Here is a 24,651-nt window from a genome sequence, read left to right as displayed (position 1 = left end):
TAAAGCCCGCGGGGGGGGGGGGGGGGGGGGGCCCCCCCCCCCCCCCCCCCCCGCCCCCTGTATCTGAATGGCAGACGCCTAGCTAGCCTGTGCCTCCGACTCGGCGACGTCCTCCGGGGTGAGCTCGTGACCGGTGTAGAGGCGGAACTGCTCCGCCGCCTGCAGCGCGATCACCTCACCGCCGGTGATGACCTCCTTGCCGGCGTCCCGCGCCGCGCGAATCAGCGGGGTCTCCACCGGCATGGCCACCACATCGAAAACCACCTCGGTGGCCTCGATCGTGGACTGCGGGTACGAGAGCTTGTGCTCCTCGGCCCCGCCCTCCATGCCGATCGGGGTTACGTTCACGATCACCGGTGCGGTTAGCGAACCCGGCTCGGGCGCCCAATCGTAACCGTATTTGTCGGCCAGGGCGCGCCCGGTCTGCTCGTTGCGGGCGATGATCGTGCCGCGGGTGAAACCGGCGTCGTGGAAGGCGCCGGCCACCGCCGCGGCCATACCTCCGGAACCGCGCAAGAGAATCGGCAGCGAGGGATCTACACCGTGCGTGCGCAACAGCGAGGCCACCGCGATCACGTCGGTGTTGTAGGCGTGCAGGTGCCCGTCGGTGTTCACGATCGTGTTCACCGCGCCGATCACCGACGCCGAATGGTCCATCTCATCCATGAGCGGAATGACGTCTTGCTTGAACGGCATCGACACCGAACAACCGCGAATGCCCAGCGCGCGCACGCCGGCGATAGCGGCCTTGATGTCGGTAGTCGTCATCGCCTTGTACAGGAAGTCCAGCCCGAACTTCTCGTACAGGTAGTTGTGGAACTTGATGCCGTGATTCGAGGGGCGGCCCGAGAGTGAAATGCAGACGGTGGTATCGCGATTCAGCGGCGGGCGGCCCACATGCTTCTTCTCTGCCATCGCTTTAACGACCCGACTTCTCGATCATCAGCGACACGATCTTCGCCGCCTTCGACGACGCTGCCACGAAGGACTTCTCGGAGTTGGTGACGGTCGGAACCACGGCGTTGCCATCGTTGACCGACTCCACGAAAGCCTTCGCGTCGTCGTCTTCGTAGATATTCACCCAGGTTGCGCGATCACCGATATCACCGAGACCCTCGTCCAGGGCCTCGCAGTACGGGCAACCGGGGCGCCAGTAAATCACCACGCCGCCGTCGTCGATAACCTGCTTCGCTTCGGCCTGGGTAGCCTGTGCACGTGCCATGATGTCTCCTTCGATGGGGAATGTTCTTCCAGAGGTAGCCTAACGCGGCCGCCAAAAATTCCTCCCCCGCGCCGCTAGGGCATAAGAGCGGATAAAGCGATTAAACGGCGGACGCCGCAGAACGGGAAAACCCGAACCGCGGCGTCCGATGCTGAAAGGGGGAGGCGCAAGCCTTACTTGTTGAAGGAATCCTTCAGGCCAGCTGCGTGATCCTTGACGTCGTTGACGGTGTCCGAAACCTTAGCCTGAGCCTGATCGCCCTGGCCCTCAGCCTTCAGACGGTCGTTATCGGTTGCCTTGCCAGCGGCTTCCTTTGCCTTGCCAGCCATATCGTTGAGCTTGTCTCCAAGTGCCATGATGTTTCTCCTTTGTTTATTGTTAAAAATCTTGAGTGACCGAAGCGCTGTTACTTGCCGAAGCGCTCGCGCACGTCATTAATCTGCTGATCAGCCTCGACGTTCGACTGCTGCGCCTGCGCCTGATCGATGACCTTGCCATCGTCGTTCTTGACGTTCTCGGCGGCTTCTTTGGCCTGCTGTTCGATGTTGTCTTTTTCTAACATGGTCAGCTTCCTTAAAGTCTTACTTGCCGAACTTGTCGGTCAGGCCGTCGATCTGCTCGCCAGCTTTGTCCTTGGCGGTGTTGGTGTGATCGTCGTTGACGATGTCCTTGCCAGCCTTCTCGTTGATGGCGTCCTTGCCGCCGTCAAGGCGCTCGTTGGCCTGATCCTTGATGCCATCGGTGTTGAAATCCATGTTTCTTCCTTTCGGTAGAAGTGAGCCTGTGTTCTACGACTCGTTGTGTTCCTCAGTCTACTGATCGATGGTGTGTGTTCCAATACTTTCCCGCGAAATCGCCACCCTATCGCCCCATTTCCCACCCTCTATGTGAGCCCAAAAACCCCGGAAATCCGGGGTTTTCAGAGAGAACTCGACTGTCTCTTGAGAAAACCCCGTGAATCCGCGACACGACCAGACATCTAGGGGCGGCAACGGGCGCCCGTTCTGGCGGCGGGCGTCCTAGAGGTCTTTGTCGGCCGCGAACCCGGCGACCATCGGCAGGAACTCGGGTGCTGCGTAACCGTGGGCGGCGTAGGCGTTGGCCACCGCCTGCGAGGTCGGGTGTAGCTCGTTCTGTTTGACCAGTGCCATCACGGCCCCGCCGAAACCGCCGCCGACGATGCGTGCCCCGAGCGCTCCGGAGTCGAGGGAGGTCTGCACGGCCAGGTCGATCTCCGCGCGGGAGACGCATAGCTCATCGCGCATAGATACAAATGATTCGGTGAAAAGATGACCCAGCTCCACCCAGGCGGGCTGGCCCAGAGTGGATGTATTCTTCAGCAGGTATGCGGCGCGTTCCACCAGCGCCATGTCGTGGAAGACGTGACGGATCCACCCACGCGGGAACTTCGGGGGTTGATTGGTTCCCTCGAGCGCGTCCAGGGCGCGGGTGGTGGTTTCGTCCACGAGGTTCAACCGCCAGAGTTTGGCCTGACGCTCGTCCATGGTTGCGCACCGCAGATCCTCGGGGAGGGCGTCGCGCAGGTGGTGCAGCCCCAGCGCTTCGGCACACGCCTCGGACGCCGCCCGCCGCGCCGCGAACTCCCCGCCGGCCAGCTCGTGCGGGGTGTTGGTGTTGATGACCAAGAACGCCAGCTCGGCCGATTCGAGGTCGGCCTTGATGGGTTCGATCGAAAAATCGCGGAAGTCGATCAACAGCGCCTTGCCCGGTTTTGAACGTAGCGAGGTGGTCTGGTCGAGGCCGCCGGTGCGGGCGCCGGCCACATCGTTTTCGGCGCGGATGCACACCTGCGCCAATCGTGCGCGCAGGGCGTCGTTGGTGGGGCCGCAGTCCGAGGGTAGGGGTTCGGTGGTTTCACAGTCCGCACGTAGCGGGCAAGAGAGGTCGAGTAGGGCCAGCGCGGTGGAGCACTCCAGGGCTGCCGAGGACGACAGCCCGCCGCCCACGGGTACGCGCGAGTCGATCACGAGGTCGGCTCCGAAGTTCTTCGGTAGCGCGATGTCTCGGCCGCCCTCCTGATTCATCGACCAGGCCACCCCGGCCACGTAGGTGAACCAGCCTTTCAGTCGCCCGGGTTCGATGTCGCGGATCACCACGGTGCGCTCGTCCCCGGGCATCTGCAGGGACTCTGCGCGCAGCACGCCGTCGCTGCGCATCTTACCGGCGATGTAGGTGCGGTAGGGCAACGGCATGGGCATGCACGAACCGCCGAGAAAGTCGATGTATTCCCCGAGCAGGTTGAGCCGGCCGGGAGCCGACCAGACACCGTCGGGCTCCTGGCCGTATTTCTCGATGAAGGCGTTCCGGACGGCGCGCACCTGTTCTTCGTGGTCGGGCAGCACGCCCCAGTGGGGTTCGGCAAAGGTGCTCATGGTTCTAACTTTCTGGTGGGTGCGGAATGCTGGCTGGGCGATGCGGGTTAGCTGTGCGCGGCGGGGTGGGACCACCCGGTGATGGTCGCGCGCACAACCGCTCGAAAGCGGTCGGGAGGGTCACCCGGGGCGGTGGTCCCGGCCAGCAGGGCACGCGTCTGTTCCTCTTCGATAATGCTCATGCAGGCATGGAGTAGTGAGGCCGCCGCGAGGCGGTGTTTTTCCTGGTCACCCTCGGGATCGAGCGCGCTGAAGCATTCCATTCCCGCCGAGACATACTTGAGTTCGCTCGGGTTGAGGGCCAACGCCAACCGGATCACCTCGGCCGATTCCCGCACCGGCGAGAGCTGCCGGTAGAGCTCTTCGGCCGAGAACTGCAGGCGTGCGGCGGGGTGGGGGCCTTCAAAATACACGTTCTCAAGCATGCGTGAGGCCAGCGAGGCCAGCAGTTGCTGTTTGTTCTTTACGTGGTAGTACAGCGCACCCGGGGCCACGCCCAGTTCGGTGGCGAGACGGCGCATGGAAAGATCCGCCAGACCGTACTGGGTCAGGAGGTTAAAGGCGGAGTCCATGATTTTCTCGCGGGTTAAAGGCACCCGTTCATTGTAAAACGTGTGCGCGCAACCGCGGACAACAGACCATTACCCATGAGTCTGAGGTTGAATAGAGATATGACGTTAAACTTTGCTGAATTCACCCAGAAGATGCGCGCCGGCGCGACCCCCACCGAGCAAGACCTGCTCGACATCATCACGGCCGGCCCCGGCGCAACATTCGCGTTGGTGGAATTTGCCGCTGAATACCGCCGCACGTACTTCCGCAACACCGTTGAGGTGGTGAACCTGTTGGGCGCCTCGGGGTCACTTCCCGAGACGGGCGAGCCGGTCGGCGCCGTGGTGAACGTGGGTGACGGCGAGAGTGCCGAGCAGCTGGCGGCGTCCTTGGCGAAGGCCGGTGGCGACGATTCGACAGGGCGTGTGATCGTGAACTTCCTCGTACCCACCCCCGAGCAGGATGCTCCCGGCGCCGCTGATCTGACCCCGATGCAGTGCCTGCGTGTATTGGCCGCGGCGCGTCTGGCGGCTCCCGCGAAGAGCCTGCGTGTGGGTGAAGGCCGCCGCGTGCACCTGCGCTCCTTGCAGTCCCTGGCGATGCACGTGATCGACTCGATGTATCTCAGTGACTACCGCGAGTCTGAGGCCGCCGCGGTGTTCGAGGACCTCAAGCTGATTCAGGGTGCCGGCCTGCAGGTGATCGGGGCCGAACAGCGTGATCTGGCCGCCGACTACGTGTCATATCTGCGCGGTGAGGGTGTGGAAGACGCCCAGGCCTACGCCGATACCATCCTGGGTGAGGATGAGCCGGACGCGGCGTCCGGCGGGGGCTGCGGCGGCAACTGTGCCTGCGGCAGCGGAGGGTGCGGGGCGTAACCTCCCTGAATCGGGTCGCGGTCTGATTCGGGTCGCGGTTCGCGTCGGGTCGTGGTCTAAGAGAGGTTTCACGGGCGCTCGCCTGGGTGCCCGCTACCTGCCCGCGTCATCAATTTGAACACTGTTCAAATTAAGTGTTCACTAGGGGCATGACAGTAAACTTCTCAGACATCGCCGCCCGCGTGCTGGAAGGTGGCGCCCCGGTCAGTCGCGATGAGGCGCTGGCCATGATCATCGCTGACGATCTGCACACCTTTCCCCTCGTCGAGGCCGCCGCGACCCTGCGTCGGCACCACTTCGGCAACACCGTCAAGGTGAACTACCTGGTGAACCTCAAGTCTGGCCTGTGCCCGGAAGACTGCACCTATTGTTCGCAACGACTCGGGTCCGAAGCGGAAATCCTCAAATACTCCTGGATCAAACCCGACGAGGCCATCACCCAGGCCGGTTTCGGCATCGCCGGCGGAGCCTCTCGGGTGTGCATGGTCGCCTCCGGCAAGGGCCCGACCGACCGCGATGTCGAGCGTGTGGCCACCATGGTCGAGGGTCTCAAAGACGAGCACCCCGACGTTGAGGTCTGCGCCTGCCTGGGCATCCTCAAAGACGGCCAAGCCCGGCGCCTGCAGCAGGCCGGCGTGGACGCCTACAACCACAACCTCAACACCAGCGAAGACAAGTACGCCGACATCTGTACCACCCACAGCTTCGAGGATCGCGTGAACACCGTGCACTCGGCTCAGGACGCCGGCCTCTCGGCCTGCTCGGGCCTGATCGTGGGCATGGGGGAGACCGACGAGCAGTTGGTAGACGCCATCTTTTCGCTGAAGGATCTCGGCGGCGATTCGATCCCCGTCAACTTCCTGATGCCTTTCGAGGGCACCCCGCTGGCCGGCATGAACGAGCTGACCCCGATGCGCTGCTTGCGGATCTTGGCCGCGGTGCGCATGGTCAATCCCGACACCGAGGTGCGGATGGCCGGTGGCCGTGAGATGCACCTGCGTTCTCTGCAGCCGGTGGCGTTGAACGTGGTCAACTCGCTGTTCTTGGGCGACTACCTGACCTCGACGGGCCAGTCGGCGCTGGATGACCTGAAGATGATTCGCGACGGCGGGTTCGTGGTACTCGGTGCCGAGGATCGCGACCTGGTGGCCGAACACGAACAGCATCTGCGCGAGCACGGCGTGGTGGGCCACGAGGCGGACGGCTGTGGTTCCACAGCGGACGCCGGGTGCGGCGGGTGCGCCTCGGCGGCCGGGTGTGGAGTAGCTTCCCCGGCCGACGCATCGGATACCAAGGTCACGCTCACCCCGGAGTTGCGGAAACGCGGTGTGGGAACCGACCTCTCACCGAACGCCTAATTTGGTGAGGAGAAATTCCGGGGAAAGTGCTAGTCGCTAGCTGTCAGTGAAAGGCGTGAAGGCTCCAACCTAACGGTCAGAAAAGTGCCCTACACTTAAGGGAAGACTTTTACCGCACAGGCTGGATTGAGGGCCCCCGCCTATACCCTCTCAGCTATAAGTACAGGTGAGACCGCACAATCGGCCGCCGAAGAAGTTAAGGAACAATGAACAGCAAAGATCTTTCCCCGGCATTCTTGACCTCTATTGCAGTGATCTTCGTCGGAGCGCTCTTTATCGGTAGCGCCTCGGGTGGCGCCAGCGCGTTTGGCTGGCTCCTGTTGCTCGTCGGGTTGGGTCTGAACGTGTTCTCGGCGTGGGTCTCTATCCAGCGTCTCAAGGGCGGCCCGCTGCCACCGATGCTGACCGGCTCGGCGCACGAGCAGCACGACGAGTTTATTGAGGTTGAAGAGGTTGAGCACGAGGAGCAGCCGCGCGAGCGTCGCTCGGTGGCCGCGTCCGAACTCGATACCGAGGAGCACCCGGTGATCACCACCGAGCAGCTGGATCAGGTGGAGCCTTCCGACGAGAAAATCTTCCGTTCCTCGCGCACCCCGCGCCCGCGTAACCGATAGGGGAGTGCCGTGAATACTAAATTTTTGCTGTCCCCGGCGTACCTGGCGTCCGTTCTTGCTTTGCTGGTGGGTGCGTTGCTGAGTAGCACCCGCTTCATGGTGCTGGGGTGGATCATCTTTATTATCGGCCTGGCGCTGAACACGATGGCGCTGGTGGTGCTGGCCAACCGCGAGCACCTGCACCGTGCGCAGATGGTGGGGTCGGTACCGAAGGCCTCGGCGAAGCCGCATTCGGGCGAGGTGCACGAGGCGGACGCCACCGAAAAGTAGGCGCCGCGCCCGCCTTAATCGAGGCGATTAGCCGTGGAGCTGTTCTTCCATGGCTTCGAGAATGTGCTTGATCACCCGGTCGACGACTTCGTAGTCGCCGTCGGGGATTCCGGAGAGCAGGGTTTTGTTCAGCGAGTCAATGTGGAGCGTGAACGCCTTGCAGAAAATTTCGTACCCGAGGTCAGTAATGCGTGCGCCCTTGCCGCGGCGGTCGTGGGGGATCTCTACGCGTTCTACCCAACCCAGCTGTTCGAGGCGGTTGACCTGGTAGGTCAGGCGCGAGGGGGAGGCGTTGAGGGCCTTCGAGAGCTCGCCCATGCGAATGAGGGGGAAGTCGTCGAGGTCGGGGTCCCCATCGGTGAGCACCGTGAGGATCTGGTAGTCGTCTAGCTTAATCTGTGCGCCATCACGCAGGGAACGGTCGAGATGGCTGTTGAACCCGCTGTAGAGCTTGGTGTATTGCTTCCAAAGATTCGAGGTGCGCACGGTTTGCAAGCGGATCTCTTCGGGGGAGAGTTCGGTTGTCATCGCGGGGCAATCATACCTTTCTCGGTATCTCTCGATGCACCTTGTGTGGTTCCCTGGTGGTTCATCGTGATGGGCAGGACACGTGACTACTTAGGTCACCCTCACCATTCTACGGCAGATTATGTAAAACAAGGGCCTTGTATAGCAGAAAACTTCAAAAGGTGGTATCGAACACGCCGATGAAAGTTGACTAAGAAAGTTAATCCCTGAATTAGTTAACCTCTGCTTAACCTTGTCAGGGCGGAATCGGTGCGGCGCACCCTAAACCGTTAATGCACCGGCGGCCGGCACCTCCTCGCGAGGCACCGGCCGCTGGCGTTTTTGCTGTCTAGGAGTTCAAGAGTTGCTCAAACGGGGTGACCTGCAACGGTGGCAGACCCGTGCTCACACCCTTCTTCGTGCCCTTATCCTCGGCGGTCGGTTCCACGGCTACCCCGAAGAAGTGGCCGCTGTTCGCGCCGGCGCGCTCGACGTCGTCCTCGACGGGATCGCTTGCAACGCCGGACGCTCCGCCCGCGGTGGGGTCGGTGACCTCCGCCCCGGAGTCGGTCGCGGCGTCTGCATTATCGACCGACGCGGTAAAGGTCGCCCCGGCAGTACCGGCGCTCCAGCCCAGCATCTGCACGAGCTGGCCGGCGGCGGCGTCGATGCGGTGCTGTAAACCGGTGTCGTGGCCGAAATCGTCGGTGGCCGCGAAGACCCCGGTCGGCACGATCTGCATCTTCAAATAAGAGAACAGCGGGCGCATCGCGGTGTCGATCATCAGCGAATGACGCGCCGTGCCGCCGGTCGCCGCCAACAACACCGGCTTGCCGTGCATCGCGTCTTCATCCACGACGTCCCAGAAGCTCTTGAAAAGCCCCGAGTAACCGGCCTTGAATGTGGGGGTGACGGCGATGATGGCGTCTGCCTCGCGCACCGCGTCCAGCGCCTGGGCGAGATCGCCCACCGGAAAACCGGTGAGGAAGTAGTTCGTGATGCCGGTGGCCAGCTCCCGCAACTGCAGGTGAGTGACCTCAACACCGTCAAGGCCAGGGTGTGCCTGCGCCGCGGCGACCGTCGCCTCGGAGAGCTGGTCGGCCAGCAGGGCGGTCGACGAGGGCACCGAAAGCCCCGCCGAAATCACTACGATCTGAGGTGTCTGCATAGCTAAGCCTCCTTATGCCTGGTTGCGGGTACCGCCGGGAACCGGATCCTCTCCGCGCTCGTGGCGGGCACGCAGGGACTCGTGGGTCGGGGCGTTGGGAACGGCGGCCGGGCGGTTCTTCGCGAACTCCTTGCGCAGTACCGGCACGACCTCCTCGCTCAGCAGATCCAACTGCTCGAGCACGGTCTTCAGCGGTAGTCCCGCGTGATCCATCAGGAAGAGCTGGCGCTGATAGTCGCCGGCGTACTCGCGGAACGAGAGGGTCTTCTCGATTACCTGCTGCGGGGAGCCCACGGTCAGCGGGGTCTGCGCGGTGAAGTCTTCCAGCGAGGGGCCGCCACCGTAAACCGGCGCATGGTCGAAGTACGGGCGGAACTCGCGTACGGCGTCCTGCGAATTCTTGCGCATGAAGGCCTGGCCGCCGAGGCCCACGATGGCCTGCTCGGCGGTGCCATGGCCGTAGTATTCGAAACGCTCGCGGTAGAGGTCGATCATCTGGCCGGTGTGTTCCTTGTTCCAGAAGATGTTGTTGTGGAAGAAGCCGTCACCGTAGTAGGCGGCCTGCTCTGCGATCTCGGGGGTGCGGATCGAACCGTGCCACACGAAGGGGGCCACGCCGTCCAGCGGACGCGGGGTGGCGGTGAAACCGTTGAGCGGGGTGCGGTACTTGCCGGCCCAGTTCACGCGGTCTTCGCGCCAGAGCTTGTGCAACAGTGCGTAGTTTTCGATGGCCAGGCCTACGCCTTCGCGGATGTCTTTGCCGAACCAGGGGTAGACGGGGCCGGTGTTGCCGCGGCCGAGGGTGAGGTCCATGCGGCCGTCCAGGTGGTGTTGCAGCATGCCGTAGTCTTCGGCGATGCGTACCGGGTCGGTGGTGGTGATCAGCGTGGTCGCGGTCGAGAGGATGATGTTCTTGGTCTGCGCGCCGATGTAAGCCAGCGTGGTGGTGGGGGAGCTGGTGACGAAGGGCGGGTTGTGGTGTTGGCCGAGCGCGTAGACATCCAGGCCGACCTCTTCGGCCTTCTTAGCGATAGTGACGTATGACTTGATGCGTTCGTGCTCGGTGGGGGTTTTGCCGGTGGTCGGATCGGTGGTGACGTCGCCGACACTGAAAATTCCGAATTGCATCATGGCTGGCTTCCTTTGGTTGTGACTTGTTTCTTCGACAAGGTCGAATCTACACCCCAATACTTTCTTTGTAAAGTAATAATTGAGGTGATGCTCTCCATTCAGACCATCGTGTGGAGTAGAGTTGAGCTGTTCACCGCCAAATCGTCAGGAGTACCCCATGGAGTCCGTCTACACCACCGAAGCCCGCTCGACCGGCTCGGCGCGCGACGGGCGAGCCTACCTCACCGACCGCACCCTCGAGATCCAGATGGGACTGGTCGAAGAACTCGGCGGCAACGGGGACGGCGCGAACCCCGAACAACTCTTCGCACTCGGTTACGCCACCTGTTTTCACCAGGCCGTGAAGATCGTCGCGGGTAACGACCGCGCAGACGCCACCGGCTCCTCGGTGCAAGCCCGCGTGCACCTCTATATGGACGATGACGGCAACTACAACCTCGCCATCGACATCGCTGTCTCCCTGCCGTTTGTCGAGATGGATCGCGCCCGCGAAATCGCGGCCCGCGCGCACAGCGCCTGCCCGTACTCCCGCGCCACCCGCGGCAACATCGACGTCAAGGTGACCGTCGTCGAACAATAGGGCTAGTCAGCTCCTGGTTTTGGGGGAGGGGTGGCGCTCGCAGAATTAACCCCCACGCCGAGCGATGTAAACCCCGTGTTTTTCTCGCCCGGATAGGTTGAGGGTCAATCCTGAACCCCCTGCCATCTGCGGAGGACCCGTGAAGATTCTGATGCCCCTCACCGCTTGCGACTTTGATCGACTGGGGTCTTCGCGCGCGCCCACAGGTTTTTGGGCCAGCGAAATGGTCGACGCCCACCGCACGTTTACCGTTGCCGGTTGCCAGGTGCAGGTGGCTACTCCTGGCGGCGCGGTACCCACGCCGTCCGCGGCGAGCCTGAGTGAGGCGTCCTTGGGGTGCCGGGCCGACGCGAAAGCCATGCGCGACCGGCTGGATGAGATCGCCTCGTGCTGGCAACACCCAGTTGCACTAGAGGACGTGCGGGCCGAGGACTGCGTGGGGGTGTTCATTCCCGGCGGCCGCGCGGTGCTCAGCGACTTGATGACACACCGCGGGTTGGGTGCGGTATTGATGGACTGTGTACGGACGGGTCACCCGGTGGGTGCTGTTGGGTATGGTGTGGCGGCGCTGCTGTCGGCGCGCGAGGCCGACGGACGCTGGGCGTTTCGGCACCTCCGCCTCACCGGACCCTCCGACGAAGAGCGGCGCCTGGCCGGTTCCCGCGACAAGTTCGGGTTCTCGGTGCAGGCCGCGATGAAGGACGCCGGCGGCAGGTTCTTGGCGAACCGCTCCCCGTTCGAACCGCACGTGGTGGTCGACGAGCGGCTGGTGACCGGCGCGAACCACGCCTCGACGACGGCCGCGGCGAAGTCGCTGTTGGCGCTCGCGCGGCGGGGTGCGCTGGTTTAGGCCCGCTGCCTTGCGCCGAAGTCCGCGTATCTTCTCGGGGTCCTACCAGCCTTGGTAGGATCTCGGCGTTTAGGTAGGACGTCGGGGCATCCCTTGCCCATGATTCACTTCACAGATAATCTATTTTTTAGGTGCAAGCCTTATTCAATCGCCCGTAAATACCGGAGAAAACCCCACTATGCCACAGACTGCTGCCCAGAAATTTACTGTTGCCACTCTGTTGACCATCGCTTTCTATGTCGGGTTCGTGTGCATCAAGGCTCTCTTGTTCGGAGCCGGTTGGCAGTGGCAAGAAACCATCGTTACCGCAGTAGTCTTTGCACCCATGGCTACTTGGCTGATCTGGAGCCTTTCGAAGCATAGCTCTGCCCAGGAGTAACGCCGAAGTCCGCGTATCTTCTCGGGGTCCTACCAACCTTGGTAGGATCTCGGCGTTTAAGTAGGACTTCGTCGCGAGGATGCAGTGCACACTCCCGACCGGGCCTATATCTATTGGGCTGGGCTCATCCCCGCAGGTGCGGGGAACACGCGGTCGTAGTCTTGCCTACGCCGCCTTTGGCGGGCTCATCCCCGCAGACGCGGGGAACACCACCTCGAAGGGGACGTATCCTCCGGTGGTGTAGGCTCATCCCCGCAAGCGCGGGGAACACCGCTGACCTCTCATCGAACACCGGCATCGGCCAGGCTCATCCCCGCAGGCGCGGGGAACACCCGAGAGGGCTGTTGGTTGTGGTGCTAGTACGAGGCTCATCCCCGCAGGCGCGGGGAACACTAAGTCGTATCGGCTCGGAGTAAGCTGCCGCAGGGCTCATCCCCGCAGGCGCGGGGAACACTCACCCGTGTGATGAACCTTCGCGACCTCACCGGGCTCATCCCCGCAGGCGCGGGGAACACGCCCACTTCGATTACAGCGCGTGCCACGATTTGGGCTCATCCCCGCAGGCGCGGGGAACACGATTATTGCCGTGGTGAGGGGCAGGGGCGGCAGGGCTCATCCCCGCAGGCGCGGGGAACACGGCATGGGCAACCGTGACCTACCAAAGCAACGGGGCTCATCCCCGCAGGCGCGGGGAACACCCCGGTAGCACCTTATCGCCTACGCTATCAATGGGCTCATCCCCGCAGGCGCGGGGAACACGCGGAGACCCCGCTTGGACCCGATTTCACTAAGGGCTCATCCCCGCAGGCGCGGGGAACACGTGTGGATACTGTTTCCTTGGAGTCTGGAACCGGGCTCATCCCCGCAGGCGCGGGGAACACACCGTTGCCACGGGCTTGTTGGTACTGAGGGTGGGCTCATCCCCGCAGGCGCGGGGAACACAGCACCGCCACATACTCCTGTAGCTTGCGCCGGGGCTCATCCCCGCAGGCGCGGGGAACACCAGAGCCGAGTTGTTGCAGCCCGGTGATGCCAGGGCTCATCCCCGCAGGCGCGGGGAACACTTGTGGCCGGGATCAGTAATCAACCTCGTGGAGGGCTCATCCCCGCAGGCGCGGGGAACACACGCGGCGGCCGCAATAGTCGAGCTTGAACTGCGGGCTCATCCCCGCAGGCGCGGGGAACACTCCCTCATTTGTGGGTGGTGTCGGTGAGTCCGGGGCTCATCCCCGCAGGCGCGGGGAACACTCGGTGGCTTGACCGGGGGTTGGGGTGTGGTGGGGCTCATCCCCGCAGGCGCGGGGAACACCCAGCGCGACGGTGTTTTTAGCTTTGCCGCTGGGGCTCATCCCCGCAGGCGCGGGGAACACCATCGTTCGAGTACCACGCAAGAAGGTGCGGAGGGCTCATCCCCGCAGGCGCGGGGAACACTGCGGCGACGGTAAGCGTAGGTGTATAGATCGGGGCTCATCCCCGCAGGCGCGGGGAACACAGCGGGCCTAGCGTCGTAGTGTAGAGGCTCTTGGGCTCATCCCCGCAGGCGCGGGGAACACGTCGGTGAGCTGTTGCTGGCCGACGCTATCGAGGGCTCATCCCCGCAGGCGCGGGGAACACAGCCACATGAGCGGCTTTTGGGTGAGCCACAGGGGCTCATCCCCGCAGGCGCGGGGAACACGGCCAGCCGCTGACCGTAACGCACCTGGGTTCGGGCTCATCCCCGCAGGCGCGGGGAACACGCAGGACACGAAGATGCATTTCGCGCTTCAGCGGGCTCATCCCCGCAGGCGCGGGGAACACACCTCCAAAAGCTGATAGGCGTACCCGGATCCGGGCTCATCCCCGCAGGCGCGGGGAACACTGGGATAAGTCCACGACGCAGGAGACTAAAGAGGGCTCATCCCCGCAGGCGCGGGGAACACCAATGGGGACGGAACGGCGACCATTGGCTAGTGGGCTCATCCCCGCAGGCGCGGGGAACACGCGGTCCACGAAGATGAGTTTCCGCTTCTCGAGGGCTCATCCCCGCAGGCGCGGGGAACACTTGCCGATGCAGGCCAGTTCGATCTCGGAGGTGGGCTCATCCCCGCAGGCGCGGGGAACACACGCGAAGAGTTCTTCACGCTTGCTGCATCTTGGGCTCATCCCCGCAGGCGCGGGGAACACACGCAAGGCGAAAATGTGGTTTCGCCGACATTGGGCTCATCCCCGCAGGCGCGGGGAACACCTGATGGTGAAGCTCCGCTGGGGTTGATGTTGGGGCTCATCCCCGCAGGCGCGGGGAACACCAAAAGTAATCCCAGGTGCAACGCACGATGCCGGGCTCATCCCCGCAGGCGCGGGGAACACACTTGCTGACGTGCGGAAATACCTCACATCAATGGGTATTCCATTTACTTTTGCAACAAATGATCTATGACCTAGTCTACAACTTGTCTCGCCAGGAGGGATGGCGTGATCGTAGTTGATTGCGGGCATTGCTCCACCCGGTGCGTCTCTGAGCAGACTTGGCAGGAGCAGTAGGGCGCAACATCAGAGTCAAACCTTCAAAATCAGTAGGTTCCCACTCATGCTTATTAACTCTGAATTTCATTCGTTGTTCATTGTCCGAGTTATAAACCATAAGAGCACGGCCTGTTCCTGTGTTCATGCAAACGCGTTCCCAAAGGGCGTCTCGTACGCGAGCTGAAACATTGCCCACAAAAGTCCCAGGACTGACCTCAAGCAACCACCGAGTAAGGTCGCCACGTAACCCTGTGGGGCAAGCGGAGAGAACAACCACAATCATGAATACTGATCCTCATAATTCAATCCGGCTCCCACCTCACCTTTGCCAGGCCCAGCCCACAATGACAATTCATCAATTTGTTCCCATTCGGTTGCTAGGTCAGGCGCTAACAGATTAGTGATATCACGGGCACACCGCTCTAATAGACGATTCTTTACTACCGCATCTCGAACATGACGCCGCACGTCAGAAGCTAAATTCTCACTTCCAGCGGCCACCGCATCAAATGCAGCAGGAATTGTAATTTCAGCTTTATATAAATCAGCCACATCAAACACGAAAGAACGATCATGACCGGTGTGAACAAAACCTAAACCGGGGGTGCACCCCAATGCCACCACCACTGAATGCACTACTCCGTAGAGGGCCGCATTAGCAGCGGTTAAAGCTTGATTGATTGCATCGCTTTGATCAAAAGCACCAGGTGCGTAATTACGCTTACCCCAGATAACGCCCGTGCGCTCGGAATGTTCACGATAAACCTTACGCACACGGGCACCTTCACGACCACGTAATTGTTGCATGGTCAATCCAGAGACATCTTCGCCTGGAAAACGGTATGCATACATCTTCCGAGCCACGTCTAGACGCGCCCTATTATTCGAAACCAAGTGCGCTTGAGCTTCAAGTAACCTAGAGCTTCGAGCTAGAGAACTCCCATGAGCGTAGAATCGAACCCCATTCTCACCACACCACACAACGCTTGCACCACAATCCCCTAATAGAGTCATCGCCGCGTTGGTTATCTTCGTGCCGGGACCCAACAAGAGACAGCCGAGCGTAGCAGCCGGGATATGTGCTGTGCCTCGGTCGGTGGTAGCAGTGACGGCGTTGGCATCCCGATGGATTGAACACCTCTCCAAATAAACAAAAGAGAGGCGGTCTCCCACACGAGCCAGTTCGGTTCGTGTGGGAGGAGGTGTGCCTACCAAACCCATTAACTTAGCCTCCGCAAGGTCATGAGACCGCAACCATACGCTTTACCCTTGCCGATGCCGTTGATCAGCGCAGATTTCAATGCGTCTGCATCGGTTACTTTCAGCACGCCATCGAACTGTACGTTTCGTAAGGTTACTTGCCGGCGACGTCCACCGAGGTTCTCATCGTTACGGTCAAATCGTAGATCTTCACGACGAGTGACCGAGACTGAGGGTTCCTCACCTTCATGAGGCATTGTGGTAAAACCTAGTCTTTCGCTACGGTTTACCAACCAGTGAACCTGTTGAATGGGGGTGACGTGAGGCAAAACCTTACCTCTGCCTCCAGCAATATGCTGGCGCTTCACAGGGTTAGCTTGCAGGCGGAAACCCCACTCTTGACCCACCATTAACTTCTCCAAAAAACCGCCGTAATCAATAGAGTTCCACGTCTGAGATAACCAACCGGCGTTTTCCACGATGTGGGTGAAATCTGGTTCAACTGGGCTAACCACATACAACGTATGTGCATGTTTCTCGCTATCGAGCCGCCACAGTACGCGACCGCCTGTCTGTCCAATTGCATGCGGTGGAAACGCCTGCAGGACTGCCTTATGCATTTCTTGGCGGTTGGCCAGAAGTATACGGCCCATGCGTTTCTGTGGATTAATCGAAATAGAGCTAAACCACACTAGAGACTCCTTACCGTTTCTAGGAAGGGATCAATATTCTTCTTGCCCTGTGGATTGTCGAGAGTAACAGGGGCGGCCTCAAACACCGTGCGCCAATGGTAGGAACGATTTTCCTGTGAGAAGCTACGGGGAGTATCCCGCAACGAGTCACCATCCTCTCCTGCCTGCGCGTCCCGAAAAAGCGGCAGATGAACCTGATCTGCGCGGGAGGCTCGATGCCATTCAGACGCGTGCCACGGTTCGGCACGTAGCGCCTCCTCGATTCCACCGTCTCGCAACCCGAGGAACAAATCTGGGTTAGCGGGGCATGACCGTCGACCAAGAAAGAGCGGGAACTGCGGAGACTTAACTGCGTCAGCCAATGACTCGATGAGTGAATCCTCCCCGCTCACAGCGGCGATGAAGACGGCATCTGCGAGGAAATACCGGTAAGAAAGACGGGGATTAACCGCCTTTTCTTCCCGCGCGGTCTGAAAATCGCGTTCTAACGTGCCCGGTTGATCAACACGCACACCAAACTCCAACTTAGCCAAATCGGCGATATCGTCTGTGCGGGCACGTCCTTGAGCTGCTGCCAGCAACCCCAGGACGCCCGACTTAGTGGGTTCGGTGTGGGTTGAGCGGGTTCTGTACCTGCTACTAGAACCCCAAGACTGCAGAGGTCCTTTTAGCTTGAGAACGAGGGTTTTCACTACTGGTCACCCTCTGCAACCAAACCCTCCAGAGCGGAACGAAGCCCGTTCAAGAGCTCCGAGCGGTTAACCCCCTGTCCCAAAGCCTCTAGTTCTGCCTTCAATGCGGGGAGAGCAACTACCCAAGCGGATTCGGGTTTTGAATCATACATTTCATCGATTGCCTGAGCCTCTTCCGCCATCTTGCGTGCGGCCAGGACTCGACGCCCGGTTTCAGAATTCGGAGCGACCGGGGTCTCGAAAGCATTGACCCAGCTCACCGGTCGGTCGGACCGCACAGTCACCACTACTGCATCAGGCAGAGTGCGGTTTGCGAAGGTGTTCTGTTTGCCGGTCGGCATGGAAGTCATGAACGCATCTACAAACTCCACGCTTGCCTTGATAGCGGCCTCGGAATCCCCCAGATTCTTGGCGAGGTCATCAAGATTGATGGTGGCGAATCGGTAGAGGGTCGAAGACATCATTTCCACCGTACCCATCATTCCCGCGCCTGTTTCTTCTGCATCGCGCACTGCATCGTCTACTGCAGTGAAAAAATCGAACTCGGGTTCAGCGCCCGAGACTCCGATGGCGTGAGCGACCTGTACCGAAGCATCCACATTGTATGAAGCATCGTCAGCAACCATACGGCCAAAGAGCGCTAGATCAATGGAATGATTCTGATCGAAAATCTCCTTGGCTTCCTTCTTGGCGATCTTCTCACCGGAGACAATTGCCTGAGCTGCGTTGTGAATCTGACGGTTGCTCAAGAACAAAAGGTAGCCAGATTCTGCGACACCTTCGTCTTCGGTCCCCTGTTTCTTCTTCGGTTTTTCAACCTTAAATCCGGCCGTCTTGAGAAGCGCCTCAACCTGGGTCTCAGCATCGACCTCGCTCCAGGAATCGTCAATCTGCATCACTGCGGCACCAATCTTTTGAACCACACGCTTGGTGCGAATGCCCATTTCTTCAGCGCTGAGACGGGTCTTCAGGTCATTGCGAATAGCGTGCTTCCAGGCCTGTGAGGAGACGCGTTGCCGGGCGACGCCGCCAAAAGTCGCCGTCTTCGGGGAGCCAGTATCGTCTCGGTTAATGTTGCTCGGAGGGAGGGTCTGCAGTGCGTGAATGTCGATGTACAGAGACATGTTTTTCTTCTTTCTGTGAGAGATATTTTAGGAATTCAGGTCGTTGTCAGTAGGTGATTGGTGGCTTGCTGAACCACCCCACAAGCCACGGGCATAATCGCGCCCCCAGCGAAGGATCACTCCCTCTTTATCGTGGGGGTAACGGTTGTTCCACAGCCGTCGGAGATCTTCAGCTAAGCGTCCATAATCGAGCGGGATATCGTGACTGTTGAGCATATTGACGATAGAGCGTAAGTGATAGGTTGTAGCGTTCTGCGTCGATGCCGTTACAAGTGCGTCAAGACGGCTCTTAGTAGATCCGCTCTTGGTGGTCTTTTCTAGCTGAGCCACCGCGTACCCGAGTGATCGGTTGCTCTTGACATGCATAGGTTGTGACTGCGACCGCTGGTGTAAGGCATACAGTGTGAGTGCTGTATACGCGGCAACTTCAGTGGTGCTCGGTTCGTCTCTATTCCATGAGCTGTCGAGCTCTGGGAGGATTTGCTCGAGCACAACCGCCCAGGCCAAGGGATCCTTCTCCGGGGTGCGGCCAGCAGCTTGGCGGAGACGTGCCAGTTGGGCCCGCGTAATCGGTGAATCGTATGTTCCCGTTACACCGCTTTGCAACCGGTGAACCGCTGAGGCGACTGCACCGTAAAGAGTAGGTTTTCCGGGAGTAGATACGACGGGGTGATCAGTTTCCGTCATCGTGTTTCTCCTGTTCTTTCGAGGGTTTTCTTGAGCGATCTGTGGAGGCGGTCGAGAGCTGTTGCAGTGGAGAACACACGTGGTGAACCTGTGGCAGACTCTGATTCCTCTACTCGCCCGATGAGCGCTTTCTGACCCGCGCTCCGGGTTAACACCGTGGCGTGTTCTTTAATGCGTGATTCAACCAGGTCGTACCAGGCATTGCGGGCTTTGATGGCATCCGTCTCAGGGGTAAAGGAAATCAGCCAGCGTTTGAAATCGGCTTGCAGGTCGTGGAGAACGCGCTCTGTTGCACCGGGAACGAACTCGTAGGTGTCTCCCGCCGCTTCCTTGAGAAAGCCCGCGAATTGACCAAGGTTGATTGCGGCGGCAACCGCCTGTTGCGCACCTGACACGATCGCGTTTGCTTGAGAACTGTAGTCTTCAAGGAATGTGGTGAGCTTGAACGGGATGACCTCGTGGATCGACTCCGTGATGATCGATGACTGGGGGCCGTAAACGAAACCCACCAGCTCTACTCGGATTGTTTGATCTCGCGAAATCAGCCTGTCGCTCTTGAGGGTGGCGAGCCGTTCGATAGTTGCTGCCCGGCGATCAGAGGTTTCACGTTGGGCCGGAGTTGCATCCGCAAGCTCCCTGATCAGAAGGGCGTCAATACCGCGCCAGAGAGTGCGCTCTTCAGCATGCGTTTTCGCGAAAAGTACCGGAGCGCCCTTCTTCGACTGGTTCTTGCTGTAGCGGTATGCGGTCATGGGGTCGGCGAACTGATTGCGAATCTCGATTTTGTCGCCGTTGGTAACAAGAACCCCCGTTACTAACCCTTCGTCCGTAAAGAGACGTACGCGGCGGGTCTGCCACGTCAGCACGTCGCAAGGACCTGCAGGGTAGTCGGTGTCGCGAGGGACAGAAGTTTGAGCTTCGCGTTCCCACGCCGGAGCATCTTGCAATGCTTCCTCGCGGCTAGGAAAGATCTCCGAGGGATCAGTGTTGAGCAAAAGGGTCTGGCCCAGGTTGTCACCGTGGATTACGATGCCACCGGTGTTACCCGACCACCCCGTACCGATGGGATACCCCTTGCCGCCTTTGACGCGAGGGTCTCCCCACGCGCCGGGTTTGATGCCTGAATAGTCCCAAGCGTGAATTGCGATGAGCCACCGTGCCGCCTCGGCAAAGGTGAGGGTTTCGCGCCCAGAGCCTGCCCTTAGCGTGAAATAGTCAAGTTCAGCTTCCGGTATCAGTCGCCGAACACCGGAGCGAACACCCTTGCTGGTTTCCAACGTCCCGGCCTGCATGAAGGGCGCCGTAGCGTCAAAGAGCTCAAAGCGTTCTTTCCACTCGTCGAGATAATCGAGGATCGGTCCAACGAACTCCTCTTCATCGACCTGTTCGAAAAGATCGGCCCACCAATCATCCGGGTAGTCAATTTCTTCGTCGAGTCGTTGATGAGTTCGCCAGAAGATCGCTAACAGAACCCGCATGACGGCATAGTCCTGCTGCGGTGAATCGCCGGAGAGTTGTCGGATAGAAGCCCGGTCTTCGAAGACCTGGCGCAGAGAGAGTAGCGAGATGGTTCCGTCCATCATCTGACAGGAGACCCAGGGGTCATCTACCAGATTGAATGACTGTACTGTATTCGTTTCACTCATTCCTGCTCCTTTCGTGAGTAAGACGGAGTCAACAACTGCAATCCAAGCTCGGGGCTGTATTGCACAGTGAGACCGCTGATGGTTGCTGAAAAGTTGTGGTCAAGATTGAGCTGCAGCTGCCCCTTAAGGAACAATGACTTCTCCCAGCCTCTGTCGGTGTTTTCCTCAAGCTCTGATATCGCCTGATCGAAGAGACTCGGATACCTAGAGAATTGGTAGGGGAGGCGCACCGTTGAGGTGGCTAATAATCGAGCGGTTTCCCTATCCGGCTCCGTTCCCCGCGCAAGCTGCTGATCAGCGAGCTCGCTATCTAGCCAGGGGAGAGGGGAATAATATCCGTCCCCAGTGGCGCGGGTCAGCACAACTTCAATCGTGGGGTCTGTATCGCGCACCTGAGCCACCCCCTCTTCTTCCGTGGCGTCTTGCTTGTTCCCCTGCCAGAGTTTTACAAAGGGAGGATTCTTGAACGGCGGAGGGAACTGAAAGGTACTGGCTCTGCGTTGTGAGGTCTCAAGTTCATTCTCTAGGTCATGTCGAGCTTCGCCATAGGCCTCTTGCCATCCCGGATGAACCTGCGGGTTCGAGTACACCGCTTGGACTAGTTTCGGGATGTCGTGAGGCAGGCTGACTTTAATCGCAGAGCTTTCGTCTACGAGGCAAAGCTCCGAGCACGTGGGCAAGAGAATAGCGGGATGGTAGACGGCATCGACTCCCCTGCTAAATTCCGGAGGTGTCGTCTCTGTGCCGAGACGCTGCATGCCGCGGATATACACTCGGGGTTCACGAGCCCACGCAGGACGGTCGCTCTCCGGCCGCGCATGGCGGTGCACTCGTCCCATGCGCTGCAGTAGCAAATCGATGGGCGCGACGTCGGTGATGATGCAGTCGAAATCCACATCGAGTGACTGCTCTACGACCTGGGTAGCGACAACAACACGACATGCCGGTCGCCCATGATCGCGGTTAGCTCTCGGACCCAACTCTTCGACGAGATCCTGCTCCTTGCCCACCCGCTCAATAGCGGTAAATCGAGCATGCAGAAGGCGCGCATCATCCCCCACGACATCCTGGGCAACGGTGAAAGCCTCTTGAGCTCTGGCCACCGTATTGCACAAAACGAGAACACAACCGCCTTTTTCAGCCACCGGTTCTAGCAGAGACCGTAGAGTCACCTTGTCATCATTGACCGGTTGAACAGAGAAAGTCTGAACGGAGGCGCTCTGCTCTACCTCCGAGACCTCCACACCGTGAGCGGTAGCGGTGGTAATGACCGGGTACGAGAGGCCTGTTTCTGGAACCTCAATGGATTCGCGATCTGAGCCGCGGAGGCCACGATGATATGCGGTGACGAGCTGAGACTTGATGGAATGGGGGAGGGTAGCCGAGAGCAGAACGACGGGCACGCCATAGTACCCCAACCATTGCAAGGCCTTGGCTAAATAGGACCCCATAAAGGCGTCGTAGGAATGCACTTCATCAATCACGACCACCTTGCTGGCCAAACCCAAGTGGCGTAACATGGCATGTTTGCTCTGAAGCGCCAGCATGAGTATCTGGTCAACGGTACCCACCACCATGTTGGAGAGGATGCCTTTCTTCCGACCCCACAGCCACTGATGCGCAATAACATCTGTGTGATCACTGCAGTCTTGTTGATTGGGCGTCCCTTCCGGGGCGACTCGCATACGCGACCGTCGAGGCATAGAACCGAACTCGGCGTTCAGCTGATTCTTCGAATGCCCGAGGTACATGGAAGTCACACCGGCCTCACCTAGCTGGGCCCACGCCTTCGTTCGACTGAAGAGGGAGTCGGACGTCGCCATGGTGGGTGCTCCGAAGAAGACCCCACTGCGGCCTGTTTTGTGAGCAAGTATTTCGCTCGCCAGAAGAGCAGCCTCTGTTTTGCCGTTGCCCATGGGCGCTTCGATGCAGATCAGGGCTGGGGCTTCAAGTTTTCGCGCGATATCGAAAGTCGCCCGTTGCATAGGACGCGGGGCTACTGTTTCCGGCCAACCGAAACTTGCGCGGTAGGCGTCGTCTGCGCTCGCGGTATCGAATCCTCTCGGTTGCCAAGGCCCGGGAAGGCTTACTCGTGAGATCCCGGTGGCGAAGCGTTGATTGTTATCGCCGGAGGGTGCTCCGACGAGGGGAAAGAAGTCTGCGTTCGAGGCGATCCAGTCGGCCATGATGACTACTCCGGTCAGAATCATCTTGAGATCTGAGCCGGGGCGGTACTTGCGGTTCATGAGTTTCTTGAGGACCTCTTCGGTCTTTGTGAACTCGATGATGTTGCTGATGAGCTCGTCCTGAACGCGGATCCAATCGGGAGCGTTCTCGCGTCGGTCCGTCGACCGCTTCATCATTTCGCTGCTCGCGGGCAAACCGTGATGAGCCCCGAAAATGTCACCGAGGTGGTTAGCGAAACGGGGGTGTGTTCCGAAATGTTCTTCAGCGTAGAAAGCCCAGGCGGCCCGGCTTTCTGCGGAGTGTGGGTACCAGTCATTTTCTGCGACATTACGCGGGAGGGGTAAACCCTGTTGCTCGATCTGATCGCATAGCCAAGCTCTGCCCTGCTGCTTGGACACTTGCGCGGCAAAGGGTACGGATGCCTTGCCTACGTCGTGAAGACCACAGACCCACGAGACGAACTTGGTGGTCTCCTCGGTAGAGAGCTCGAGTTTATCCTCGGCGTGTTTGCGAACTCCAGGCCCCACCCAGTGATCCCAGAGATAGGAGCCAACCATAGCGCTGTCCATCATGTGCTGGGGGAGGCATAGCCACTCGTCTTCTTCTTGACCGGTCTTGGCCCATAATGACGCGGCCGCAGGTGACCAGGTGAGGGCGGGGAAGTCGTTCATGAGCTACCTCTAAGTGACGGTGATTGGGCGGTTATTGTGTTGCCTAGCTCATACTTTAAGGTCGCCCGCAATTTAAGTCAATAACTTATTAGATATATTCGATTATTTATATGTAAGAGATGAAAAGGTCGAAAAAGGCCCCGGAGATCCTCCGGGGCCTTGGGCCTCGCTGAAGCGCGAGGAGCATATTGATATATCTAATAAGTTGGGCTCATCTACACCAATGCGCGTAGAACACGTGGTGCAGGGTCTCGTGTACGTCCTATATAGGTACGGCTACACCACACGCTCCATGTTCTCATCTCTGGGAAGCAGGTGCACCCCCGCCTTGTGCCGAAGTCCGCGTATCTTCTCGAGGTCCTACCAACCTTGATAGGACGTCGGCGTTTAAGTAGGACTTCGGGGACTGCGGCGCAGGGGCGTCCTACTCCACCAAGCCCAAGTCCTTCGCCAAGCGGGCGAGGTGGATCGTCAGGTAGGTCAGCTCGTCCTCGGAAAGCGCCAACCCGAACTGCATCTCCAGCAGCAGGTAAACCTTCTGCGCGCAAGCGAAGGCCTTCGGGTACGAGGTGCGCACGGCATCCAGTAGAACGGGGGAGGCCGTGTCTTCGGAGGGTTTGCGCCCCTCGGAACTGCGCACGAACAGGTAGCGCAGGTGGGTGACGAAGCGGGCGGCGCTCATCGAGTCTTGGTCGATCTCGCGCCCGTAGGCGGTCTTGAAGAGGTCGAAGATCTTCGAGAAGATCTCGGTCATGCGGTAGGTCTGCGACATGTCCGCGGTGGCAAACTGCGAGTTGACCAGGTGTAATGCCAGCGGGATGGCCTCGTGCTCGGGTAGTTGCACGCCGGTGCGTTGGGCGGTGAGAGCCACGGCGCGGCGTCCAAATTCGACCTCGCGCGGGTAGAGCTGCGAGACCTCCAGGGCCAGCGGGTAGTCAACCGTGATGCCCTCGCGGGCGCGGGTCAGCGCGAAGTTGAGGTGGTCGGCCATCGGGATGATGAACGAGTGGGAGACCGAGAAGTTGCTGTCGGCGCGCACCTGTTGCTCCAGCTCGGTGGCCAGCGCGAGAACCTCGGGCGGGATCTCGGCCAGGGACCAGCGTAGCCGCTCGTCGGAGGTGCCTTCTTCGGGTACGAAGGTCTGTTCAACGCGCGTGGGGTCGATGAGGTCACCCTTACGCTTGCCGAAGGCCAGACCGCGGCCGATCACCACGGTCTCTACGCCGGTGTGGCTCGTGGCGAGGGCAACGTTGTTATTGAAAATACGCGAGATGCGCAACGGGCCCTCCTTCGAATCGTGCTAGGTGCCGCCAATGGCGCGTTCTTTACCCTAGTTTAGGTTACGAGG

26 protein-coding genes and 1 CRISPR repeat array are annotated in these 24,651 nt (G+C 60.1%); of the genes, 7 read left to right on the top strand and 19 right to left on the bottom strand.

Annotation, left to right across the window (positions count from 1 at the left end; translation table 11 throughout):
- Positions 1–78: 78 nt before the first annotated feature.
- From VVR12_RS07095 to VVR12_RS07065, 7 genes are all read right to left on the bottom strand, one after another.
- Positions 79–897: a shikimate 5-dehydrogenase gene (locus VVR12_RS07095; RefSeq protein ID WP_368550493.1), complete on the bottom strand. Its 819-nt coding sequence runs from the start codon at positions 895–897 to the stop codon at positions 79–81.
- A gap of 22 nt (positions 898–919) precedes the next feature.
- Positions 920–1,222: a glutaredoxin domain-containing protein gene (locus tag VVR12_RS07090; protein WP_409349891.1), complete on the bottom strand. Its 303-nt coding sequence runs from the start codon at positions 1,220–1,222 to the stop codon at positions 920–922.
- Between the two features lie 173 nt (positions 1,223–1,395).
- Positions 1,396–1,578, bottom strand: a complete 183-nt coding sequence (locus VVR12_RS07085) for a CsbD family protein (RefSeq protein WP_368550469.1) — start codon at positions 1,576–1,578, stop codon at positions 1,396–1,398.
- 50 nt (positions 1,579–1,628) lie between these two features.
- Complete coding sequence (locus VVR12_RS07080) at positions 1,629–1,784, bottom strand: hypothetical protein (RefSeq protein WP_368550468.1); 156 nt, start codon at positions 1,782–1,784, stop codon at positions 1,629–1,631.
- A 19-nt stretch (positions 1,785–1,803) separates the two neighbouring features.
- On the bottom strand, positions 1,804–1,977 hold the full coding sequence (locus VVR12_RS07075; protein WP_368550467.1) for a ribosome recycling factor: 174 nt from the start codon (positions 1,975–1,977) through the stop codon (positions 1,804–1,806).
- 264 nt (positions 1,978–2,241) lie between these two features.
- Positions 2,242–3,615 (bottom strand): galactokinase, encoded by a 1,374-nt coding sequence (locus VVR12_RS07070; RefSeq protein WP_368550466.1) that lies wholly within the window; start codon positions 3,613–3,615, stop codon positions 2,242–2,244.
- Between the two features lie 47 nt (positions 3,616–3,662).
- Positions 3,663–4,187 carry a TetR/AcrR family transcriptional regulator gene (locus VVR12_RS07065; RefSeq protein WP_368550465.1) on the bottom strand — a complete coding sequence of 175 codons (525 nt, stop codon included), beginning with the start codon at positions 4,185–4,187 and terminating at the stop codon, positions 3,663–3,665.
- Positions 4,188–4,286: 99 nt separating this feature from the next.
- On the opposite strand from VVR12_RS07065, the gene VVR12_RS07060 reads away from it, so the two are divergent.
- The 4 genes from VVR12_RS07060 to VVR12_RS07045 all read left to right on the top strand — a co-directional run bounded on the left by VVR12_RS07060 (position 4,287) and on the right by VVR12_RS07045 (position 7,287).
- Positions 4,287–5,045, top strand: coding sequence for a hypothetical protein (locus VVR12_RS07060; protein ID WP_368550464.1), 759 nt, complete (start codon positions 4,287–4,289; stop codon positions 5,043–5,045).
- A gap of 149 nt (positions 5,046–5,194) precedes the next feature.
- Positions 5,195–6,403, top strand: a complete 1,209-nt coding sequence (gene bioB, locus VVR12_RS07055; protein WP_368550463.1) for a biotin synthase BioB — start codon at positions 5,195–5,197, stop codon at positions 6,401–6,403.
- A 206-nt stretch (positions 6,404–6,609) separates the two neighbouring features.
- Positions 6,610–7,017 carry a hypothetical protein gene (locus VVR12_RS07050; protein WP_368550462.1) on the top strand — a complete coding sequence of 136 codons (408 nt, stop codon included), beginning with the start codon at positions 6,610–6,612 and terminating at the stop codon, positions 7,015–7,017.
- Between the two features lie 9 nt (positions 7,018–7,026).
- The gene (locus VVR12_RS07045) at positions 7,027–7,287 is read left to right on the top strand and encodes a hypothetical protein (RefSeq protein ID WP_368550461.1); all 261 of its coding nucleotides are present in this window, start codon (positions 7,027–7,029) and stop codon (positions 7,285–7,287) included.
- Positions 7,288–7,314: 27 nt separating this feature from the next.
- On the opposite strand, the gene VVR12_RS07040 is transcribed toward VVR12_RS07045, so the two are convergent.
- The 3 genes from VVR12_RS07040 to VVR12_RS07030 form a co-directional block, all read right to left on the bottom strand.
- Positions 7,315–7,815, bottom strand: a complete 501-nt coding sequence (locus tag VVR12_RS07040; RefSeq protein ID WP_368550460.1) for a MarR family winged helix-turn-helix transcriptional regulator — start codon at positions 7,813–7,815, stop codon at positions 7,315–7,317.
- Between the two features lie 328 nt (positions 7,816–8,143).
- Positions 8,144–8,962: a CE1759 family FMN reductase gene (locus VVR12_RS07035; protein WP_368550459.1), complete on the bottom strand. Its 819-nt coding sequence runs from the start codon at positions 8,960–8,962 to the stop codon at positions 8,144–8,146.
- A gap of 12 nt (positions 8,963–8,974) precedes the next feature.
- A complete protein-coding gene (locus VVR12_RS07030; RefSeq protein WP_368550491.1) occupies positions 8,975–10,090 on the bottom strand; it encodes an LLM class flavin-dependent oxidoreductase in 1,116 nt (371 codons plus the stop codon).
- Between the two features lie 160 nt (positions 10,091–10,250).
- Here VVR12_RS07030 and VVR12_RS07025 point away from each other — a divergent pair, with 160 nt between their 5' ends.
- From VVR12_RS07025 to VVR12_RS07015, 3 genes are all read left to right on the top strand, one after another.
- Entirely contained in the window at positions 10,251–10,673 is a 423-nt protein-coding gene (locus VVR12_RS07025) for an Ohr family peroxiredoxin (protein ID WP_368550458.1), read from the top strand.
- Positions 10,674–10,824: 151 nt separating this feature from the next.
- On the top strand, positions 10,825–11,523 hold the full coding sequence (locus VVR12_RS07020; RefSeq protein WP_368550457.1) for a type 1 glutamine amidotransferase domain-containing protein: 699 nt from the start codon (positions 10,825–10,827) through the stop codon (positions 11,521–11,523).
- A gap of 178 nt (positions 11,524–11,701) precedes the next feature.
- The gene (locus VVR12_RS07015) at positions 11,702–11,902 is read left to right on the top strand and encodes a hypothetical protein (protein WP_368550456.1); all 201 of its coding nucleotides are present in this window, start codon (positions 11,702–11,704) and stop codon (positions 11,900–11,902) included.
- A gap of 120 nt (positions 11,903–12,022) precedes the next feature.
- Positions 12,023–14,248: a CRISPR direct-repeat array (repeat unit 29 nt; unit sequence GGGCTCATCCCCGCAGGCGCGGGGAACAC).
- Positions 14,249–14,324: 76 nt separating this feature from the next.
- On the opposite strand, the gene cas2e is transcribed toward VVR12_RS07015, so the two are convergent.
- The 9 genes from cas2e to VVR12_RS06970 form a co-directional block, all read right to left on the bottom strand.
- The gene (gene cas2e, locus VVR12_RS07010; protein ID WP_368550455.1) at positions 14,325–14,687 is read right to left on the bottom strand and encodes a type I-E CRISPR-associated endoribonuclease Cas2e; all 363 of its coding nucleotides are present in this window, start codon (positions 14,685–14,687) and stop codon (positions 14,325–14,327) included.
- Positions 14,684–15,625 carry a type I-E CRISPR-associated endonuclease Cas1e gene (cas1e, locus tag VVR12_RS07005; RefSeq protein ID WP_368550454.1) on the bottom strand — a complete coding sequence of 314 codons (942 nt, stop codon included), beginning with the start codon at positions 15,623–15,625 and terminating at the stop codon, positions 14,684–14,686. The genes cas2e and cas1e overlap by 4 nt, the downstream gene beginning before the upstream one ends.
- On the bottom strand, positions 15,625–16,296 hold the full coding sequence (gene cas6e, locus VVR12_RS07000) for a type I-E CRISPR-associated protein Cas6/Cse3/CasE (protein ID WP_368550453.1): 672 nt from the start codon (positions 16,294–16,296) through the stop codon (positions 15,625–15,627). The genes cas1e and cas6e overlap by 1 nt, the downstream gene beginning before the upstream one ends.
- Positions 16,296–16,988, bottom strand: coding sequence for a type I-E CRISPR-associated protein Cas5/CasD (cas5e, locus tag VVR12_RS06995; protein WP_368550452.1), 693 nt, complete (start codon positions 16,986–16,988; stop codon positions 16,296–16,298). The genes cas6e and cas5e overlap by 1 nt, the downstream gene beginning before the upstream one ends.
- Entirely contained in the window at positions 16,988–18,112 is a 1,125-nt protein-coding gene (cas7e, locus tag VVR12_RS06990; RefSeq protein ID WP_368550451.1) for a type I-E CRISPR-associated protein Cas7/Cse4/CasC, read from the bottom strand. The genes cas5e and cas7e overlap by 1 nt, the downstream gene beginning before the upstream one ends.
- A gap of 27 nt (positions 18,113–18,139) precedes the next feature.
- On the bottom strand, positions 18,140–18,799 hold the full coding sequence (gene casB / locus VVR12_RS06985) for a type I-E CRISPR-associated protein Cse2/CasB (RefSeq protein WP_368550450.1): 660 nt from the start codon (positions 18,797–18,799) through the stop codon (positions 18,140–18,142).
- Positions 18,796–20,445: a type I-E CRISPR-associated protein Cse1/CasA gene (gene casA, locus VVR12_RS06980; RefSeq protein ID WP_368550449.1), complete on the bottom strand. Its 1,650-nt coding sequence runs from the start codon at positions 20,443–20,445 to the stop codon at positions 18,796–18,798. The genes casB and casA overlap by 4 nt, the downstream gene beginning before the upstream one ends.
- A complete protein-coding gene (gene cas3, locus VVR12_RS06975) occupies positions 20,442–23,303 on the bottom strand; it encodes a CRISPR-associated helicase Cas3' (protein WP_368550448.1) in 2,862 nt (953 codons plus the stop codon). The genes casA and cas3 overlap by 4 nt, the downstream gene beginning before the upstream one ends.
- Positions 23,304–23,727: 424 nt before the next feature.
- The gene (locus VVR12_RS06970) at positions 23,728–24,582 is read right to left on the bottom strand and encodes a PRD domain-containing protein (protein ID WP_368550447.1); all 855 of its coding nucleotides are present in this window, start codon (positions 24,580–24,582) and stop codon (positions 23,728–23,730) included.
- Positions 24,583–24,651: the final 69 nt, after the last annotated feature.

The sequence above is a fragment of the Rothia sp. LK2588 genome, assembly GCF_040946465.1.
GTDB lineage: Bacteria > Actinomycetota > Actinomycetes > Actinomycetales > Micrococcaceae > Rothia.
The sequence above is the reverse complement of the archived record's forward strand: the minus strand, read 5'-3'. Positions and strand labels throughout refer to the sequence as shown.